This is a genomic window from Bacillus nitratireducens, from assembly GCF_036320425.1.
GTDB classification, from domain to species: domain Bacteria; phylum Bacillota; class Bacilli; order Bacillales; family Bacillaceae_G; genus Bacillus_A; species Bacillus_A nitratireducens.
Genome location: NZ_JAUMJO010000014.1, coordinates 28,441 through 48,732, shown reverse-complemented (window position 1 = coordinate 48,732; position 20,292 = coordinate 28,441). Strand labels below are relative to the sequence as shown.

At 33.2% G+C, this 20,292-nt stretch carries 16 protein-coding genes and 3 pseudogenes; 14 read left to right on the top strand and 5 right to left on the bottom strand.

What is annotated here, in order from left to right; translation table 11 throughout:
• The 10 genes and pseudogenes from Q3V31_RS28745 to Q3V31_RS28700 form a co-directional block, all read left to right on the top strand.
• A pseudogene (locus Q3V31_RS28745) lies at positions 1-118 on the top strand (IS6 family transposase); the annotation flags it as partial.
• 602 nt (positions 119-720) lie between these two features.
• Entirely contained in the window at positions 721-918 is a 198-nt protein-coding gene (locus Q3V31_RS28740; RefSeq protein ID WP_097810582.1) for a hypothetical protein, read from the top strand.
• Between the two features lie 256 nt (positions 919-1,174).
• Entirely contained in the window at positions 1,175-2,158 is a 984-nt protein-coding gene (locus tag Q3V31_RS28735) for a hypothetical protein (protein WP_097872041.1), read from the top strand.
• A 292-nt stretch (positions 2,159-2,450) separates the two neighbouring features.
• Entirely contained in the window at positions 2,451-2,627 is a 177-nt protein-coding gene (locus Q3V31_RS28730) for a hypothetical protein (protein ID WP_170959287.1), read from the top strand.
• A gap of 52 nt (positions 2,628-2,679) precedes the next feature.
• Positions 2,680-2,931, top strand: a complete 252-nt coding sequence (locus Q3V31_RS28725) for a hypothetical protein (RefSeq protein ID WP_097872039.1) — start codon at positions 2,680-2,682, stop codon at positions 2,929-2,931.
• Positions 2,932-3,317: 386 nt separating this feature from the next.
• The gene (locus Q3V31_RS28720; RefSeq protein WP_097810585.1) at positions 3,318-3,824 is read left to right on the top strand and encodes a GNAT family N-acetyltransferase; all 507 of its coding nucleotides are present in this window, start codon (positions 3,318-3,320) and stop codon (positions 3,822-3,824) included.
• A 291-nt stretch (positions 3,825-4,115) separates the two neighbouring features.
• Positions 4,116-4,802 (top strand): IS6 family transposase, encoded by a 687-nt coding sequence (locus Q3V31_RS28715; protein WP_097872037.1) that lies wholly within the window; start codon positions 4,116-4,118, stop codon positions 4,800-4,802.
• A gap of 275 nt (positions 4,803-5,077) precedes the next feature.
• A complete protein-coding gene (locus Q3V31_RS28710) occupies positions 5,078-7,288 on the top strand; it encodes an N-acetylmuramoyl-L-alanine amidase family protein (protein ID WP_098426091.1) in 2,211 nt (736 codons plus the stop codon).
• 213 nt (positions 7,289-7,501) lie between these two features.
• The gene (locus tag Q3V31_RS28705) at positions 7,502-7,813 is read left to right on the top strand and encodes a heavy metal-binding domain-containing protein (RefSeq protein ID WP_097872522.1); all 312 of its coding nucleotides are present in this window, start codon (positions 7,502-7,504) and stop codon (positions 7,811-7,813) included.
• A gap of 473 nt (positions 7,814-8,286) precedes the next feature.
• Positions 8,287-9,825, top strand: a complete 1,539-nt coding sequence (locus Q3V31_RS28700) for a thiol-activated cytolysin family protein (protein ID WP_097872523.1) — start codon at positions 8,287-8,289, stop codon at positions 9,823-9,825.
• A gap of 129 nt (positions 9,826-9,954) precedes the next feature.
• Here the strand turns inward: Q3V31_RS28700 and Q3V31_RS28695 are convergent, their stop codons facing one another.
• Positions 9,955-10,644: an IS6 family transposase gene (locus Q3V31_RS28695; protein WP_329767574.1), complete on the bottom strand. Its 690-nt coding sequence runs from the start codon at positions 10,642-10,644 to the stop codon at positions 9,955-9,957.
• Between the two features lie 69 nt (positions 10,645-10,713).
• A pseudogene (locus Q3V31_RS28690) lies at positions 10,714-11,043 on the bottom strand (IS4 family transposase); the annotation flags it as partial.
• Between the two features lie 135 nt (positions 11,044-11,178).
• Here Q3V31_RS28690 and Q3V31_RS28685 point away from each other — a divergent pair.
• Positions 11,179-11,778: pseudogene (locus Q3V31_RS28685) on the top strand (M56 family metallopeptidase); the annotation flags it as partial.
• 1,053 nt (positions 11,779-12,831) lie between these two features.
• Positions 12,832-13,953, top strand: a complete 1,122-nt coding sequence (gene tnpB / locus Q3V31_RS28680) for an IS200/IS605 family element RNA-guided endonuclease TnpB (RefSeq protein WP_329767573.1) — start codon at positions 12,832-12,834, stop codon at positions 13,951-13,953.
• Positions 13,954-14,044: 91 nt separating this feature from the next.
• Here the strand turns inward: tnpB and Q3V31_RS28675 are convergent, their stop codons facing one another.
• The 3 genes from Q3V31_RS28675 to Q3V31_RS28665 form a co-directional block, all read right to left on the bottom strand.
• Complete coding sequence (locus Q3V31_RS28675) at positions 14,045-14,341, bottom strand: hypothetical protein (protein ID WP_000682211.1); 297 nt, start codon at positions 14,339-14,341, stop codon at positions 14,045-14,047.
• A 294-nt stretch (positions 14,342-14,635) separates the two neighbouring features.
• Positions 14,636-15,343 (bottom strand): IS6 family transposase, encoded by a 708-nt coding sequence (locus Q3V31_RS28670; protein WP_329767572.1) that lies wholly within the window; start codon positions 15,341-15,343, stop codon positions 14,636-14,638.
• Entirely contained in the window at positions 15,321-15,446 is a 126-nt protein-coding gene (locus Q3V31_RS28665; RefSeq protein WP_255290673.1) for a hypothetical protein, read from the bottom strand. The genes Q3V31_RS28670 and Q3V31_RS28665 overlap by 23 nt, the downstream gene beginning before the upstream one ends.
• A 182-nt stretch (positions 15,447-15,628) precedes the next feature.
• On the opposite strand from Q3V31_RS28665, the gene Q3V31_RS28660 reads away from it, so the two are divergent.
• Positions 15,629-17,959, top strand: a complete 2,331-nt coding sequence (locus Q3V31_RS28660; RefSeq protein WP_097872643.1) for a glycoside hydrolase — start codon at positions 15,629-15,631, stop codon at positions 17,957-17,959.
• 681 nt (positions 17,960-18,640) lie between these two features.
• Positions 18,641-20,251: an S-layer homology domain-containing protein gene (locus Q3V31_RS28655; protein ID WP_097872642.1), complete on the top strand. Its 1,611-nt coding sequence runs from the start codon at positions 18,641-18,643 to the stop codon at positions 20,249-20,251.
• The last annotated feature ends 41 nt before the right edge of the window (positions 20,252-20,292 follow it).

The following is a 20,292-nucleotide window of genomic DNA, read 5'->3' as shown; positions in this document are numbered from 1 at the left end:
CATTCTTTCTGGAGTAGAAGCCATGCATATGATTAAAAAAGAACAGATTGCTTTACGGAACCAGTCTGTCCAAAATCAAAAAGAATTCATCCATCAATTGTTTGGACTTGCAACATAAGATGCGATTCCGTTAGGAATATATATGCTTTATTCTCTTTTGTTTTATTTTTGCACCAGAACCCAATATACTAATCTATATAATAGTAGTTTAAAAAGATCTTCTTTTATAAACACGGTCGCTATAAAAAAATTCGTTCTTATTGTAGATTTGAAATAAAGTTACGATGTTTGTAAGAAAGACGCGAAGTTTTGAATAAAGTTGCGACGTTTCTAAGAAAGATGCGATGCTTTATCTCTTCAATTAAAGAATTCTAAATGCGTTTTGATCAAACTTCTTTATAAAACTGAAAATTTATCAAAAAAGAAAATGATTCATTTTGATTAAACTTTATTCAAGATGAATCATTTTAATTTGCTATAAAATACGTGTTTTAAGATGCTTTTAATCAAGCTTTATTACAAAGCATCAGTTGTGACTATCAATTTAAAACAAAGTTGTAATGTTTATAAAAAAGTCATACCGTTTTGAAGAAAGTTTAACCGTTTATAAAAAAGATGAACTGAAATAATCTAATCATCACTTGGAAAATTATCCCCAAAACTAGGAATTAACAATTAAAATTATGATAGAATTTATATATATGGGAAAGGTGGGAGATTATGAGAAAACGTTCATTATTAGGAAAAGTATTACTTTTTTTCGGTCCGGTCTTATTTGTTTGGGGACTAATTATGCTTAATGTGATTACAGATATTATACAGTTTGAAAATACAAATAAAGTATTATCATATAGTGTTCTTATTGCTGGAATAGCTTGTTTCATTGCGTCTAACTTTTTTAAAGAGCGTAAAGTATAAAATATTTTGTGTATATAAAAATGAGACTTCTATATAATTTTTAATCAAACTTTTTTTACAAAATGAAGTGTTCAACCAAACAAAAAGAAACCATTTTGATTAATCTTTTTTCAAAATGGTTTTACAAAGATATAACGAAATAAGAATACCATACTAATGAAGCACACTATTCAAAAGATTGCTTTATCTTTAAATTTTTTATACAGTATTCAACCAGGGAACGTTTCTTACGTAAGGAAGGGGTATAAAGGGCTATATGAAAAGAATGAAAAATGTAATGTTGTTAGTGTTGTGTTTCTTATTTTTGAGTGGCTGTGTTAATACTAATGAAGATCAGGTTAAAAAATATATAAAAGAAAAACATGGAATGGATGTTGTTGTAACAGATTGGGGCGCTATGCATGAAGGGAATATGGGACATACATACCATACTGTTCAAGTAAAAAACAACAAAAATATTCAATTTAGAGTAGAGGTAGATGGTTTCTTATATTCAAAAATAAAAGGTGACGAATACCAATATGGAAAAAACACATATGAGGAATATAAGAAATTCAAACCAATTCTAGAAGAAATTAAAAAGTTAGGTTACGAGGAATCTGAAAATGAAAATGTTCTTCAATATATTTTGGATGATGATAATACAGGAGGAAAACCCACTGATAAGTTGTTATTAACTTTAAAATCGAGTAACAAGATTGATTATAGTCAATTTGAATCAACAGAATTAGATCGTTTATATGCTCTATTTCAACTCATTCAGAAGAGTAATAGAAAGATAACAGAACTTGATATTAATGATCATAATGGAGAATCTATAGGTTTACCTTTCAATAATGTGCAAAAAGTTATAACGAAAGAAGAACTGCTCTTAACAATGAAAAACACCGTATGGGGTTATTGGACATATTTGATTCAAACTGAAACAAAAGTAGGCGAAAGGTTAAATGAAATTCAAAATGATCGTTTTGGAATTGAAGATATTACTTGTTCACACCCGAAAGACGGCAATTGTCTAGAGTATAAATTGACTTTAGTTTTCAATGACAGTGAGATAAAATATAGAAATGATTCATATGTAATAGAGGATTTGAGAAAGGTAGTCACTATTCTTAAAGAAGAACTATATAATAAGGAATTTAACATATTTTTAAGGAACAAGGATGGAACAAGTTATTCACTCTGGCTATCATCAGAAACAATCAAAAAAAGTAATAACATCGAAGAACTTATAAAATAACAATCTCCTAAAGAATAAATCTAAAGCACTTTTTACGTTTGTTGTTTGGTGTGAAAGCATGATATAAGTTAATAAAATAAATCATTTGTATAAGAGTGTAAGAGCATGTTTTAGCATATGCTCCTTTTTTCTAATGGGGGTACGGAAACAATTCTGGGTATGAGGGGCCACTCTGGGATTTAATTACAAAATAAAAAAGAACTTTAGTCAATTTGGGGTCCCGCCAATCAAATGACTTCGCTAGGAAATTGCTACTCGCATATGTATTAAAAAGAAATGGAATGTAGTTTCAGTGAAAGTTGATATAAATAAAAAAGAAGCTAACGAAAACATTAAGGAATTAGCTACCGTAGCTAATGAGTGTGTTGATGCGTTAGAACGATTAGAAAAGGGACTAGGAAGATTCTTTGTTTCTCCCATCCTCTTTAGAGCCGTCACTTCGGCGATGGCTTTTTGTTCATTTGAATAAAAGGGTAATTATGTTTTCTGTTGAATGAATAGATTGGGAAGGTGGAGAAATTATGCAATATGAAGAGATGTTGAAAGAATTAGCGGTAGGGGGAATATATACCGAAAAACAAATTTCTAATTTGTTATGCAATAATAGAAAAGATTTAACTATTTTATGCGACTCTGTAACAAAGTTCGGTGAATCTGAAACTGAAAGATTTAAAGTGATGGGTAAATACGAAATATATGTTCATAATAATCAAAGTTACTCTTATCATGCACCATCAAAAAAGACATTAGTTTATATTATAGAAAAGATTTAAAAGCATCCAAAACGGGTGGTTTTTCTTTATTATATAGAAATTACACATTAATTGACAAAAAGGACATTTGATAAGGTTATAACATGTATATAGGAATTACTGTATTAGTCGCTGTTGTGATTGGTTTAGCGTCTTATTTATTATAAAGGGTAACAAAATAAACAAAAATAGAAATAATTAACAAATACCTGTTTTTATAGTTTATAGGTGAACATAACTAGACATTCAATTTTTTTATATAAATTACTATTGTTTATAAATATATGTCTTTTCACCTTAATCTAAAAAGAACCTGTAGAGATGCCTACATCCTACAAGTTCTTTTTGTTTTTCCGGTTAAATGTTGATTTGAAATAAAGTTACGATTTTTTGAGGGGGAAAAGTAAATGTTTGTAAAAGCAGAAAGATTATTAATACGAAAATTTGAGTTCAAAGATTGGCAATCTGTCCATGAGTATACATCAGATATCAATGTCATGAAATACATACCCGAAGGGGTTTTTACTGAAGAAGATACAAGGAACTTTGTGAATGAAAACATTGGTAAAAATGCTAAGAACTTTCCTGTGGTATTAATAGATGAAAATATCCTGATTGGTCATATTGTTTTTCATGAATATTTTGGTGAACATACTTATGAGATTGGTTGGGTGTTCAATCCTAAATATTTCAATAAAGGATATGCTTCTGAAGCAGCACAAGCTATATTGAAATATGGGTTTAAGGAAATGAAATTACATAGAATTATAGCTACATGTCAGCCACAAAATACCCCATCATATCGAGTGATGGAGAAGATTGGAATGAGAAGAGAAGGCTATTTCAGGAAGTGTATACCACATGGAAATGAATGGTGGGATGAGTATTATTACGCTATTTTAGAAGAAGAATAGGGTTCTAGTGCAAACACTCCAAAACTTGGACGTACTGTACTGATACTAGTAGGCCTCACCATATCAAAAAAGAAAATTGTACGTTTAGACATAATTCGGATACATTTTGATCATCTTTTGTACGTTAAGAGACATTTTTTCATAAAAAATATATTTATGAACAGAGGATAAAACTCAATATTATCAATGTTTTCTAACTATTATCGCATTCCAAAAGTGTGTAAACGGTTCTGTTGCAAAGTTTTCTAAATGAGACTAAAGTCTAGAAAAAAAGAGTAAGGGGAATCACAAATACGATATTTTAAAGGGAAAAAGTTTAAGAAAGATATTATTTTGGTAGCTGTGGGCTACAACTGTCGTTTTTCTTTAAGCTATCGCGATATATCTGAGATTCTACAAGAACGAGGAATTTCCGTTCACCCTACGACAATCATGCATTGGGTTCATGAATATGGAAGTCTGATCTATCAAGTCTGGAAAGAGAAAAACACAACTCCCCACCATGCTTGGCATTTAGATGAGACATACATCAAGGTGAAAGGTGAGTGGTGCTATCTATATCGTGCCATTGATAGCGATGGACATACGCTTGATTTCCAACTTCGAAAAACACGTGATCATCAAGCAGCCTATATGTTCATGAAGCGACTTGTCAAAGCTTTTGGTGAACCAACGGTTCTTACTACAGACAAGGCTCGAGCCTTGCTTTGTGCGTTCAAAAAACTGAAAAAGAACGGCTTTTATGCGAGTACAAAATATTGTACCATCAAGCATCTCAATAACCTGATTGAACAGGATCATCGACATGTAAAACTGCACTTTGTCAAATCTTCTGGATTCCAAAACCTTCGTCATGCTTCACGTACTATAAAAGGTATCGAGACCATTCATGCCCTATATAAACAAAGGCGAAGTCTGCAAAGAGACTCTGCCTTTTCAACGTACAATGAACTTCAACAATTACTAGCTACTTCCTAAACCTTGTTCCTCATTTACCAACCTGTTTATGCTTTTTTCAAACTTTGCAACAGAACCATACAGACTATCGTGAAAAGTTCAGAATTTTATACGATATTAATGAAAGACTTTTGTAACATTTTTGAAAGAAATTTGAAAGGTTTTTAAACTAAGATGAATTTATAAATATTGATTTTATATTTTAAATCAATATACGACGGTATTTATATGTTTGTTTTTAACAGTATTAAATGTAAGCAATCTAGGCTAAATCTTACTAAGAGAGGACAACAAAAATGAAGAAAAAATTTAAAACAATTGGAATTGGAAAGAAAGTAATTCCTACTGCAGCGGCATTAGGTATTCTTTTTTCTGTCGCTCCTATTGCAGAAAATAAGGCTAGCGCAGGGATAGGTGCGGTAGTAGATATAACTATTACTGTATTAGGTGCTGTAGCAAACACTTATGAAGCACTTGGAATAACCCCAGAGAGTCCAGACCCAGGCACTCACATTGATGTATATGCAGAAAACGAAACTTACCAGGCTCCTAGTTTTACATCTGGGGAATTTAATATTTCCATGTATCATACAAAAGGTGATTTGAATTTTCTTAAACCAGTTAAAGTACGCTATCCAAATGGAAGAATTGAAATTCATCAACTAAGATCTGGGCAGCAGCTTAAAATTACTGAAGCAGGTGCAATTATAGATTTAAACCCTAATGGAGCAAATGTCTCAGAACACGATCTTCTTTACATTACACAAGCACAATTAGACGAAGGAAAGACCGGAGTTGTGATAAATCAAGGCCAACATGCATTTGTAGAAAAAGCATCTGGTAAAAACCCAAGATTTCTTGGTCCACTTTACAAAAAATATTCCGGTGACTCCTTTGGCGATTGGACGGTGATTGCTAGAAATTCAGATTACCTATTTGATCAGATAGCAAATAAATTATCAGATGAGCAAAAACGATTGATAACATTGACTTCAAAGCCAGTATCTAAAGATGTCCTTGACAACTATGTTAATAATGAGCCTAAAGCTCGTGTAGATTTTTATGATCGATTATCTGATGTATTGGCGGAGCGTACTAACGTCCTAGAAACATCTATTGATATAGAATTCACTAACCTAAATCATGGTAAACCCTATCAAATTATCCCTTATAAAAAAGGAACGAATAAAGTAATCGTAAAAACAGGTTCAAAATACCTTTCAGGAAAAGAAGAAAAAGATCTTCGATATTCCGATTCACTTGGTGACGATGAAGTATTTGAACTCGTTCAGACAGGAAATAATCACCAAGGTCAATTCCAGTTCCATTTAATAAATAAAAATGGCGTACGTTTGTCTGGGAATTCTTACATCCAACAATTCGGTTCTGATTGGAGTTTCAGTTCTGAACTTCGTTTTGCAAAAAGTAACAATGAAATTAACAATTGGTTAATAGAGTGGTATCCGGGTAAAGAAAATGAGAGACAGAAGTATGACACAATAGAGATTATAACTGATGAAAAGGACCCTACTAAATATCGTGCAAAGGATTCCTCTGGAAACGTGATAAAGAACAGTTGGGTAAATCGAGATAATGCGTATTCTTTTGCAGATGCTGATGGAGTTCTCATGACAGGTTGGCAAGAAATTAAGGGGAAGACTTATTATTTCTCATCGCCTTATGGCTACATGGTTACTGGAAGTGGAAGTGATTCACAGATTGAGGATAAGTACTACCACTTTAATGATGACGGTGTTTTACAACGATCAACCTGGAGAGGAGAGAACTATTCCGATGCTGATGGAGTATTCGTTAAAGAAGGCTTGAAAGATATAGATGGTAAAATTTATTATTTTCAAAATTACAATATAAATAAACAGGAAATACGTATAGAAGATCGAGATGTCATCCTTCACTTTTCCGATAAAGGTGTGCTTGAGAGAGTTTCTAATCTAAAGGGAGAAGTTATAAACAGCGTTGTTAATGTTCCGTTTGACAACAAAACATTAACATTTAATAACGACGGTTCAATTTTTAAAACAGGTATCAACAAAAGAGAGAAAATAGTGGAATATTATAGTTTAGAAGATGGACCTTTCTATACCGGTTGGAAAATGATAGATGGTAAAAGATACTACTTCACAAATGGTCGCAATTATACGTTCAATGCTCATGAAAACATTGACGGAAAAAGATATTATTTCCATGAAGACGGATCAGTTAACCGAGCAGGGTTTGAAAAAATCGATGGTAAGCTATACCACTTTGACAATAACGGTGTAGCACAAACGGGCTGGCAAACTATCGATAATAAATATTATTACTTCGATGAGAATGGGGCAGCTAAAACAGGATGGTTCCAAGTTGGTGGGGGATATAGACCTTGGCCTCTTGCATACGGATACCTTTGGTATTGTGCTAGAGAAGATGGTTCACTTTATTCAGACGGTTGGTTTAAAATCGACGGTAAAGATTATCACTTTGACCAGTGGGGACATAAAATGTAAAGTAAAAACATAAAAATAAAAAGGGAATGCTTGTATGCTGATATGTACTGCATTCCCTTGTTGTATGTATGCTATATTTAGCTCGAAACGACAAAAAAATATTGTACGTTAAGGGAAAATTTCACATACAAAAAAGACGATTCAAGTATAAATGAATAATAAGATTATAAAAAACGAAAATAAATTTTTAGAGATTATAGGAGTGTGTCAGCAATGATCGTAACAACAACTAATACTATTCAGGGTAAAGAAATTATTGAGTATGCGGACATCGTAAACGGTGAAGCAATTATGGGTGCAAATATCGTACGCGACATCTTCGCTTCTGTTCGTGACGTTGTAGGTGGCCGTTCTGGTGCTTATGAAAGTAAATTAAAAGAAGCTCGTGACATTGCGATGGAAGAAATGAAACAACTTGCAACGCAAAAAGGAGCAAATGCAATTGTTGGTATCGATGTAGACTACGAAGTGGTTCGTGACGGAATGTTAATGGTTGCGGTAAGCGGTACAGCAGTACGTGTGTAAATAGATAGAATTTGAATTTTTCTATAGCTGTTATGTATTTTCTATAAATATAGATGCATTATGTTTATGAACACATCACAAAACATAAAAAAGGAAGAGAATTTTTATAATTCTCTTCCTTTTTTATTTACGAGAAATTTCATGTTCATTAGCTGTTTAGTTCATCGAAAAATGCTGTAGAATTTACCTATTCTATTATAACAGCATAAAACATGGTTTTAAGATGTAATATTGCATATCAGAATGTATTGATACATATATAAATACTTACTATAATGAAAGCATAAAGATAAATCACATCTTAGCAACGACAAAAGAGGAGGAAATAATATGACAATCGCAATGGCAATTTTAAAATTTATAGGTGGAGCACTTCCATTAGTTCAAGAACTTTTAAAAGCGTTTATATAAGTTCCCTATTTAGCAATTATGTATAAATAATTATCATACCTTAATACGAAAAAAGGAAGGGGTTGAATTTTTTGAAAATTATAAAAAGTGTTAAAGGAATCAAATTATTAGCATGTTTATCAATTGGCTTATGCACTATTAATTATTCATCTATTTCCTTCGCTGAAACAAAAACAAGTAATTCAGCTGATGCAACAAAAAATGCTAGTGGCATTGATACTGGCATAGGAAATCTTAAGTATAATAATCAAGAGGTTTTAGCAGTAAATGGTGATAAAGTAGAGAGTTTTGTTCCGAAAGAAAGTACAAATTCAAATGGTAAATTTGTAGTAGTGGAACGCGAGAAAAAATCACTTACAACTTCGCCGGTGGATATTTCAATTATTGATTCTGTGGCTAATCGTACTTATCCAGGAGCAATACAACTTGCAAATAAAGCTTTTGCAGATAATCAACCTAGTTTGTTAGTAGCTAAGAGAAAACCTTTGAATATTAGTATAGACTTACCTGGCATGAGAAAAGACAATACAATTACTGTTCAAAATCCTACATATGGTAATGTGTCTGGAGCAGTAGATGAATTAGTATCTACTTGGAATGAAAAATATTCAAAAACACATACGTTACCTGCAAGAATGCAGTATACAGAATCTATGGTGTATAGTAAATCTCAAATAGCAAGTGCTCTTAATGTTAACGCTAAATATCTTGACAATTCACTGAACATTGATTTTAAAGCGATTGCAGATGGAGAGAAAAAAGTGATGGTTGCGGCATATAAGCAAATCTTTTATACCGTAAGTGCAGAACTACCTAACAATCCATCAGATCTTTTTGATAATAGCGTTACTTTTGATGAGCTAACTCGTAAAGGGGTAAGTAATGCGGCTCCGCCTGTTATGGTGTCAAATGTAGCTTATGGTAGAACAGTTTATGTGAAATTAGAAACATCATCTAAGAGCAAAGATGTACAAGCTGCCTTTAAAGCCTTAATTAAGGGGCAAGGCGTTGAAGCGAGTGGACAGTACAAAGATATTTTTGAAGACAGTACCTTTACCGCTGTAGTATTAGGCGGAGATGCAAAAGAGCATAACAAGGTTGTTTCAAAAGATTTTAATGAAATCCGAAATGTCATTAAAGATAATGCAGAATTAAGTTCTAAAAATCCGGCATACCCAATTTCATATACAAGCACTTTCTTAAAAGATAACGCAACGGCTGCTGTTCATAACAATACAGACTATATTGAGACTACAACTACAGAATATTCAAGTGCTAAAATGACGCTTGATCATTACGGTGCATATGTTGCTCAATTTGATGTATCTTGGGATGAATTCTCATATGATCAAAATGGAAAAGAAGTACTAACCCATAAAACTTGGGAAGGGAACGGCCAAGACAAAACGGCTCATTACTCTACAGTTATACCCCTTCCACCGAATTCAAAAAATGTAAAAGTCGTAGCGAGAGAATGTACAGGTCTTGCATGGGAATGGTGGAGAACAATTATTAATGAACAAAATGTTCCATTGACAAATGAAATAAAAGTTTCAATTGGAGGAACGACATTATACCCAAGTGCTAATATTAGTCATTAGGTAAAAGGGGCACGGCAACGATTATTTCTTTTTGGGGCCATTCAAAAAACAGATAGAATTCAAAGAACATATTGAATTCTATCTGTTTTTTATTTTTTTACATAAAGAACATTGAGGTTGCTTATACTCTTATCGGTTCTTTTGCAAAGTTTCCGAAGACATAAAAAGATGGAGAATATTGCGGGCAGCTCTGTTGCAAAGTTTTTGTTTATATGGGGCATGAATAGTTTCGATGCCTTTTATGGTACGTGAAGCATGACGAATCTTTTGGAATCCAAAAGATTTGGCAAAGCGCCGCTTGACATGTCGATGATCCTGTTCAATTAAGTTATTGAGATGCTTGACGGTACAATGTTTTGTACGCACATAAAAGCCGTTCTTTTTCAATTTTTTGAATGCACAAAGCAAGGTCGGATTCTTGTCTGTTGTGAGAACCGTTGGTTCTCCAAAAGTTTTGACTAATCGCTTCATAAATATGCAAGCCGCTTGATGATCGCGTGTTCTACGAAGTTGGAGATCCAAGGTATACCCATCTCCATCAATTGCACGATAAAGATAGCACCAAGCCCCTTTAACTTTGATGTACGTTTCATCTAAATGCCAAGCATGGTGTGCAGTTTTGTTTTTCTTTTTCCAAATTTGATAAATTAGATTGCCATATTCATGCACCCAACGCATGATTGTTGTAGGGTGAACGGAAACCCCTCGTTCTTGTAGGATCTCAGATACACCGCGATAGCTTAAAGAAAAACGACAGTAATAGCCAACGGCTACTAAAATAATATCTTTCTTGAACTGTTTCCCTTTAAAATATCGCACTTGTGATTCTCCTCATTCTTTTTTTCTAGAGTGTAGCTTCATTTAGAAAACTTTGCAACAGAACCTCTTAGATACTCCTCCAATTTTAGCTTGTAGAAGTGTAGTAAATACAGTGCGAAAGAAGGCTACAGAATCCGAATTAAATCGTCGATTAAGTCCCTCCGGACTTAATAAAATTCCTGTTGAAGTTTCTAATTGACTACAAAGTTGAGTAAGAGAGGTAGTAGCGATTTGTTGATTTAACCATACACACAAAGATAAGAAATGGTGCCCGTGGCACTTGCGTTTTCGTTTCATTCCGCCTGCTTCTATAGCTACTTGATTAAGTGTAGCGGGAGACATATATCGATATAGCTCTTCGGCAAATAAAGATAACTCTTGTTTTTGGTGCATATTCATAAAAAGCACGTCACTCTTTCTCATTAACATAAGAAAATAGTAACGTGCTTTTAACTTCAAAAATAGTCTAAATCCTTAAGTTGATGGATGTGTGGCGCTACCCCATCGCTATCAAGCTAACAAAACAAAATACCCCTAAAATTAAACTTACCCGAAAATTTTCAAGGGGATATAAAAGAAGTGAAAGAAGAGCGCTTAAGTACAGAAGATCGTGAAAAATTAAAAGAAATTCATAATAAATCTACTCCTTATGAGGATAAGGTAGGGAAGTATTTAACATATACAGTTGAAGAAGCGCAGCAACATGTTGATTTCCAAATTAAGAGGCCAACTTATACAATTAAAGGATATACCCAAAAAGACGAAAAGGTGAGTTATTATCTTAAGATAAAGCCAGAATTAGATATTGAATTAGAATATACGAACGGAAAAGGAAATTATACAATTTATCAATCGCAAGTTTTTGGGGAAAGCAAAGACCCATTTAGCCACCAATTTATTTTGCCTGAAAATATAGAACAGTACGAATTAGAAGGGAATCAAATATTTTACTCTACTCATCATTCGGATAGTAATTTACAAGGTATGAAGATGATTGTTCCTGCAAAAGGGAAAAATAGTGCGTACCAAATTGTTATTATTAATCAGAGTTTAGACAATCCAGGAAAAGCAGTGTTTGATAGGAATGTAAACAAAGCGGAACTGGAAAATATAATGCTTTCAATGTTGAAATAATAAAAAGGTGTTTTGAAGATTTATATCTTTAAAACACCTTTTCTAATGCATTGTCACTAAACTATTATTTTGAAGCACCACCAATACGAAAAAATGAGCTTTTTTGTTATAAGTTAGCACAAAATTTCGTTCTGGGGGTACTATAAATTTTTAGCTTGATAGCAATGTGACGATACCCCTAGATAATACTTGTAGAGCTTATAAATATTGTTTCGTCTATTTTTATTAAGTAATTTGTCTATTATGGATTAACCCTAATCATCCATTAGTTAGCTATTGAAAATACTTCGTTTTAATTGCGTGATTAGGGTGTATGATAATAGGTTTAAAAATCATAGAAAAACCCCTGTTTTGATTATATTTAGAAATAAAAGTAAGCATATGACTCAAAATTACACGTATCTCGGCTGTACCCCAATCCCGTCCTAACTTTAGAACGGGGTTATGCTTGTTTGAGTTTTTAAAATTAAATAATTTTATTATCATTTTATACAAAAGAGGACCTGCTATGTATAGCAAATCCTCTCCTAAAATGGCAAAGAGTAACTCTTACCTTACTCTTTGCTTATATATTACATGATTGTTAGTGGAAATTATAGAGTCTTTATATTGAGAAATAAAGAATTATCGTTTTAATAAAAATTTCATTTGGTAGAAAAAAAAACCCTAGTTTCCTAGGGTAATGAATGGTATAACAGCTCAATATATTTTATTCTTTTATATTGTAACGTAATATTAAGTTAAAAACATCAGGTAAATGTAACCAATTGCAGAAAACAAGAGCAGCTAGCAAAAACTAACTGCTCACCTAATGGAGGTCTTGTTCCAACTAGGCTATCTACAGTATTGACGGAATATCGAGTTTTATCATGTTAGCCAAGAAGACTCCTTCCTCAAGGAACGCGAAGTGGGTAGGTGGGAGATGAATTGTCTTCGGACAAGGGATGGCAGGAAGCCATCTTAATTGTTCGACATACATAAACTGTTACTTCACTACCTATCGAATGTATGTTTGTTATATAATAGACACATATCGAAATAGAGGTGAAACGAATGATGATCAATAAAGCATATAAATTTCGTATCTATCCAAATAAAGCACAAGCGATCCTAATCAATAAAACGATTGGCTGTTCTCGTTTTGTATTCAATCAATTCCTATCTCTATGGGATCATGCATACAAAGAAACAGGAAAAGGTTTGACATATGGTACATGCTCTGCCAAACTTCCTGCCATGAAGAAAGGGTTTGTTTGGCTAAAAGAAGTGGATAGTATTGCGATTCAGTCGTCTGTTCGCAACCTTGCGGATGCTTATACACGCCTTTTCAAAAAACAAAACAATGCCCCGCGTTTCAAATCTAAGAAGAACAACGTACAATCTTATACCACAAAACAAACAAATGAAAACATTGCCGTTATAGGAAATAAAATGAAATTGCCTAAACTAGGTCTTGTTCGATTTGCCAAAAGTCGTGAAGTAAAGGGACGTATTTTAAATGCTACAGTTAGACGAAACACTTCTGGCAGATACTTTGTGTCATTGTTAGTTGAAACAGAAGTGCAAGAACTTCCGAAAACAAATTCTTACATTGGAATGGATGTGGGACTAAAAGATTTCGCCATTTTGTCAGATGGAACAATCTATAAAAATCCGAAGTTTTTTCGATCGTTAGAAGAGAAGTTGGTAAAAGCACAGCGTGTTCTTTCTAGAAGAATGAAAGGATCTTCTCGCTGGAATAAACAACGAATAAAGGTAGCTAGAATTCATGAATACATGGCAAATGCTAGAAAAGATTACTTGGACAAAATCTCAACTGAAATCATCAAAAACCACGATGTTATTGGTATAGAAGATTTGCAAGTATCTAATATGTTAAAGAATCATAAGTTAGCAAAAGCAATTAGTGAGGTATCATGGTCACAGTTTCGAACCATGTTGGAATATAAAGCGAAATGGTACGGCAAACAAATCATTGTCGTATCGAAAACATTTGCTTCAAGCCAATTATGTTCTTGTTGTGGATATCAAAACAAAGACGTTAAAAATCTAAACCTACGTAAATGGGACTGCCCTTCTTGTCGTACACACCATGATAGGGATATTAACGCAAGTATCAATCTAAAGAATGAAGCAATAAGGCTTCTAACCGCAAGGACTGTGGAGATAGCCTAATAAATTAGAGTTCAATAGAACTCTTTACTTAGGAATCCCCCTCTTCTAAACGAAGTGAAAGTGGGGGTAGTTCAATCGTGAAGAAATACGTTTAACTTAATGCATAGCCCACAATCAAAGTTAGTGTTAAAAACACTGATAATAAAAGTGTTAGTAGAACTGTTACTATGCTTCTAAGCATTGAAATCCAATTATCTACTTTAGAGAATCCTTTCATACCAGCAAAAAAAGTTCCTATTGAAAAAATGAGTACAAAAAATAAAGGGTGAAAATAAACGACGTTTATAAAAGATGCATTCATTTCAGGTGTGCATACTTCAAGATATAAAAAAAAAGCAATGCAAACGAATGAAAAAATAAAGGACCATAGATTTATATTATGCTTCATAGGTTGCTCCTTTGTTATCGAAATATTTCTATTAAATTTTAATGGAAAATATAAGAAAAAGACAGTGGTTATAAATTAAAATGAATTTTTTTAACAAAATAATCCTTTTGAAATTATATAGGGGCACCATATCAAAAAAGAAAATTGTACGTTTAGACACAATTTATAGTAAGTAACAACTAGTCTATAAACAAGCCATTTCTACAATTGCTATGTAATACATACTGGATGGGTTCTGGTGCAAATATTTGAAGAAGGACACGAATAATAGTAGATTCCTAACGGAATCGTATTTTATGCTATAAGTCCAAACACTTGATGAATGAACTCTTTTTGATTTTGGACAGACTGATTCGGTAAATTAATCTGTCCCTTTTTTATCATATGTATGGCTTCAACACCACTCAATATAGAGGTTGCTGTTTTAAATGATTTGAATCCCAACATAGAACGCACACGTTTCTTAATAAAACGATGATCTTGTTCCACTATATTATTGAGATATTTAGCTTGCCTTAGTTGTATGCCTTCAGGCATATGTTTCTCTTCTTTCAACTCTTGAATCGCTACAGGATAGGCAGGGTTCTTATCTACTGTTATCACGCGAGGCTTAGAAACATACGAAAAAGCCAAGGCTTTCTTGAAAAAGCGCTTGGCTGCTTGTTTATCTCTTGATTTACTTAGATAAAAATCAATTGTATTGCCCTCTGAATCAACCGCACGATATAAGTACATCCATTGACCTTTTACTTTAATATAGGTTTCATCGACTCTCCACGAGTCATTTGTTGATTTAAGATGATGTCGTACTTTCTCTTCTAATTGGGGTCCATATTGATGAACGCAGCGCATAATCGTTGTGTGAGCAATTGATAATCCTCTTTCCTCCATCATTTCCATCAGGTTACGGAAGCTCAAATTGTACCGCAGGTACCACCTTACTGTTAATAAGATTAGTTCGGGCTGATAATGCTTCCATTTAAACAAATTCTCCTTTTCCATACTGATCACGCACCTTTTCTAGAGTAATAGTATCAGTATGTCCAAGATTTATAGATTTATTGCAATTTTCCCGAAGTTTTTGCACCAGAACCATTTTTTTCATAAATTCCCCTTCTTTCCATGATAGTTTCCTATTATAAAATAAATCACTGTTGTTACAGAAATGTGACAATTTCAAATAGAGGCACGGCAAGAATTCGTTTTTTTTTGGCCACTCACCATTTTGTCACATTCCTGTCACAATGTATTTGTAGGATAGAATTACAAAAAAGGAGGTTTATAAGTATGAATAAAAAAATGAACAAGCTGGTCATTCCAATTTTGATGAGTTCAATGTGTCTTACATTACCATCCCTGAGTTATGCGCAACAAAAGGATTTTACAACAAAGGGACAAAACGTGGTTTCTCAATACAAAAATTTCACCTTTGATGTGAATCCTGAAACTGGTGAAATTTTTGTGGAAAAAGATGGTGTAAGAGAAAGTGCTTCCTTACCACTATCGAAGAAAAAAATAACAAATCTAATAAAAAAAGATGATTGTATATCATGGAGTTATCCAGATGACCAAATAGATGTGAAGATTGAAAAGAAAGAGTCTTATTTAAATATTAAGTTAAAATCTACTAAGTCTGAAGGAGCTAATGAATTTACATGGCCTAAAGTAAGTGCGGACAGCTATACGTTACCATTATGGGAAGGAAAAAATATACCTAGCAATGATCCAAACTGGAAAGAATATTTAAAAGATCAAGAGATGTCATTCATAGAAAGTTTTTCTATGAGATTCTTTGCATTGAATAAATCTAATTATTCCATTATGTATATAGCTGAAAAAATGTATAACGATAATATTCATTTCACTGCTGATTCCGATATAAAGTTTAGTTTTACACATCAATATCCTTCTATTAATAAGAATAAAGAATATGGATTCAGATTGTATCTAACTGATAAAAACCCTGTCTCGATGGCCAATATTTATAAAAATTATATAAAAGAACAGGGAGAATTTAAGACACTAGAAGAAAAAGCAAAAACAAATCCGAACATTAAAAAATTATATGGTGCTCCTCATATTTATTTTTGGGACCACAGTGGGATTGCAGTAGAAAATATCAAGTGGGATAAATTTTCACAAAAAATGGATGAGACATTTACAAATTGGATTGCACAGTTGTTACAAGAAAATACGGAAGATGGCTCAAAAGATTTTGAAACTGTTATGCAAGATATAAAGAATCAAAAAGCTATCGATAAAAGCCAGCAAAAAGTAATAGTTAATGCGATAAATCAGGTATTAAAATTAGAACAACTTTATAATAAAGGTATTTTTTATAATCTAGATATCGGAATAAACAAATTGTTAAAAAAAGGTATCCGAAACTTAAGTGAACAAGAACTCTATACACTGAACAAAGGATTAATTAAGAGTAAGTTAACAGAGGCATTGGATGAAGTAAGTAGATGGGAACAGAAAGAAACAACAGATGTTTTAGTTGATATGAAGAAATCGAATGTTAAAAAAGCATGGATAGGTTTACCTAATTGGGCTAATGGATTAATGAATCCCAAAATGGTAGAAGAAGCAAATAGAATGGGGTATTTAATCGCTCCTTATGATTCATACCACTCGATTCATGAAGTGGGAAGTAGAGAGTGGAATACAGCTTCTTTTAAAGATAAAACTTTATATGAAAATGCTACAATATCGAATGAAAAAGGAGAAAAAGTAGGAGGATTCTTAGGAAAAGGAAGAAAGTTAAATCCAACTTTATCCTTACCTAGTGTGCAAGAGCGTGTAGGTGATATTTTACAAAATAATATACCGTTTAATTCTTGGTTTGTCGATTGTGATGCTACAGGCGAAATTTATGATGATTATTCTCCAAATCACATTACAACTCAGGAACAAGATCTAAAAGCAAGACTACAAAGAATGAAATATATTAGCGAAGAAAAACATATGGTAGTTGGATCAGAAGGTGGAAATGACTTTGCTAGTAATATAATTGCCTTTGCACATGGAATAGAAACGCCTGGGATTTGGCCCGACTCTGATATGAAAGATAAACAGAGCCCATATTATGTAGGCGGATATAAATCCACTTCACCAGATGGTGCTATTCCAGAAACGAATGCTAAAACCATACCAATCAAACCTATTTATAAAAATATTTATAATAATCCTGTATATTCAATTCCGTTATATAAACTTGTATATAATGATTCAATTATTACGACTCACCAATGGGCATGGGGAAGTTTTAGAATTAAGGATGAGATAGGAAATAGAATGTTATCTGAAATGTTGTATAATGTACCACCTTTATATCATATTGATAAAAATGAATGGGGGAAAAGTAAATCCATCATTACCTCTTATTTGAAAGTATGGTCTCCATTTCATGAGAAAGCCGTAACAAAACCAATGACTAATTTTGAAGTATTGTCTGAAGATCGGCAAGTTCAAAGTACGACATTTGGAAATGACATGAAAGTGATTGTGAATTTCTCAAACCAAGATTTCATATATGGCAATGAGAATATAAAAGCAAAAACAGCTATAGTATATGATGGGAAGAAAAAGAGTATATTAGAAGTTCCAAAGTACTAAGATACATGACATGGTTGTTGCTGTGAAATAAGGTCGTACTATTTTGAATAAAATTTAACTGTTTGCAAAAAAAGTTGCACCGTTTTGCGTCATTAGATAAAGCTGTCACGGTAAAACTCCTGAGTTTTGATCAAGCTTTATTCCAAACCAACACAAAAAATGGCTTCTGTGTTTTGAAGTCCCTTTTTATTTGTAATCAGGACTTTTGAAAGATTTGTGAATTTCATAGAAATCAAACGGGATATAAAGTAAATGTTATAGTTTTGTATATTAAAGGTTATTTATGTTATTTAAACTATATTTTTACGAAGGTACTAGAGGGAGTGTCATCATGTATAGTGTGGTTGAAACTGCAAAAGAGAACAATTAAAGTCCTTATCATTCTCTTCGATATTTGTTTGAAACACTCCCCAATATCAATTTAAACAATTATGAAGAGAGACCTGTGTTGGATTCTCTTTTCATTGGTCTTAGTTATGTGGGAACCCTAGTGTTGTGTTATAACCCTGAAATATTGACATATCTAGGCGGACCTATAGATTTCAGTTAATTATATGAAATGAAAAACCAAGTCGTTATTTTTGGGATTCAAACTACCATTATTTAAACTATTATTCACACTAAAAGAAGTACAAGGAGGAAGGTATATCTATTAAAATAGTGAGATATACCAAATTATAAATGAATATTAAATTTAACAAAAAATTAGTAGCATTCACGGCAGGATTAACGGTATTATCTTCACCATTGGTATCGTTTGCAGAGGAACAACAATTAGTAAACAATAAGCAACCTACAAGCGTTCAGGAACAAGATAAAACAGGCCAACTTCAAGCATCAGATGAACAGGCTTTAAAAAGTATTGAAGCTAGTTTTGAAGGGGTAGACGGACGTGGTGGAGGTACTATCGATAATAAGAAAGCAGACAGTCTTCAACGTTCAGAAGGTATTCATGAAGAAACGGGTACATTAACTGTTCCAAGCAATTCAAACAGAACAAAACGTAGTCTATCTTCTGCATCACCTAGCATCTCTAGTACAATAAACGGTGTTCCATTCACTGAATGGATTGTTCCAGCAGGTAACGATAATATTCGTCCTCAAAACTACATGAGTCCAAAGTACATTACAATTCATGAGACTGATAATACAAGTGTAGGAGCAGGTGCTAAAAACCATGCTCAATACCTATATAACCAAGCAGTAGGGAACACAAACCGAGTTGCATCATGGCATTTTACAGTAGACGATAAAGAGATTTATCAACACTTACCATTAAACGAAAACGGGTGGCACGCAGGAGACGGTGATGGTCCAGGTAATAGACAATCTATTGCAATTGAAATCGCAGTTAACAGAGACGGTAACTATAGTAAAGCAGTAGATAATGCTAAGAAACTTGTAGCTTATTTAATGAAAGAAACTGGTGTACCGTTAAATAATATCGTAAAACACCAAAGATGGAGTGGTAAAAACTGTCCTGCTAACATGATTAACAATGGACAATGGGATTCATTCGTAAATGGTGTGAAGGGGAATTATAATAACCTTTCTCAACCAACAGACGATATTACAGGGGGGTGGTATGAGTCAGCTATTCGAGAATTAAATAGAAGGGGTATTATGGTAGGGGAAGGAAACGGAATTTTCGCACCTAACAGAGCAGTAACAAGAGCCGAATTTGCTCAATTAATCTCTAAGTCTCTAAACTTGCCAGCCGGAGATGCTTCATTTAAAGACTTAAACGATGCAAACCCAACTCTACGAGATGGTATTAAACGAACTGCAAGTGCAGGTATCATTGCAGGTAGAGGGGACGGTTCTTTTGACCCAAACAAACCTATTACAAGAGAAGAATCAGCAATCATTGTAAACAAGGCTTTACAGTATAAAGGTCTATGGGGGCCAGTTGCAAACTTACCATTCTTAGATAAGGACCAAATTAACTATAAAGAAGACGTACAAAGATTGTATGGCTTAGGTATTGTAAAAGGTAAAGAAGGCAATCAATACGATCCTAAAGGAACAACAATCCGTGGTGAAACAGCATCGTTCATTTTAAACATGCTTCTAGTAATTGAAACTGGTAGTGTTCAAAATGTAATTGGAACGGCTCAAATCAATGGTATTGGAGTAAATATTCGAAGCGGAGCAGGTTCAAACTACTCTATTGTTAGAAAGGCAAGTAAAGGCGAAAAAGTTACAGTATATGAAGAAAAGAACGGTTGGTTAAGAATTGGAACAGGTCAGTGGGTTTATTATGACTCTAGTTATATCAACTATAACAGATGATAAAAAACTAAAATCTTTAAAGCATCTACATATAGACTTTC

Excerpts from the sequence above, each read along its gene's own strand:
- Q3V31_RS28740 (WP_097810582.1), top strand. The coding sequence starts at position 721 with ATGAGAAAACGTTCATTATTAGGAAAAGTATTACTTTTTTTCGGTCCG.
- Q3V31_RS28735 (WP_097872041.1), top strand. The coding sequence starts at position 1,175 with ATGAAAAGAATGAAAAATGTAATGTTGTTAGTGTTGTGTTTCTTATTT.
- Q3V31_RS28725 (WP_097872039.1), top strand. The coding sequence starts at position 2,680 with ATGCAATATGAAGAGATGTTGAAAGAATTAGCGGTAGGGGGAATATAT.
- Q3V31_RS28720 (WP_097810585.1), top strand. The coding sequence starts at position 3,318 with ATGTTTGTAAAAGCAGAAAGATTATTAATACGAAAATTTGAGTTCAAA.
- Q3V31_RS28710 (WP_098426091.1), top strand. The coding sequence starts at position 5,078 with ATGAAGAAAAAATTTAAAACAATTGGAATTGGAAAGAAAGTAATTCCT.
- Q3V31_RS28705 (WP_097872522.1), top strand. The coding sequence starts at position 7,502 with ATGATCGTAACAACAACTAATACTATTCAGGGTAAAGAAATTATTGAG.
- tnpB (WP_329767573.1), top strand. The coding sequence starts at position 12,832 with ATGATGATCAATAAAGCATATAAATTTCGTATCTATCCAAATAAAGCA.
- Q3V31_RS28675 (WP_000682211.1), bottom strand. The coding sequence starts at position 14,341 with ATGAAGCATAATATAAATCTATGGTCCTTTATTTTTTCATTCGTTTGC.
- Q3V31_RS28670 (WP_329767572.1), bottom strand. The coding sequence starts at position 15,343 with ATGGAAAAGGAGAATTTGTTTAAATGGAAGCATTATCAGCCCGAACTA.
- Q3V31_RS28665 (WP_255290673.1), bottom strand. The coding sequence starts at position 15,446 with ATGAAAAAAATGGTTCTGGTGCAAAAACTTCGGGAAAATTGCAATAAA.
- Q3V31_RS28660 (WP_097872643.1), top strand. The coding sequence starts at position 15,629 with ATGAATAAAAAAATGAACAAGCTGGTCATTCCAATTTTGATGAGTTCA.
- Q3V31_RS28655 (WP_097872642.1), top strand. The coding sequence starts at position 18,641 with ATGAATATTAAATTTAACAAAAAATTAGTAGCATTCACGGCAGGATTA.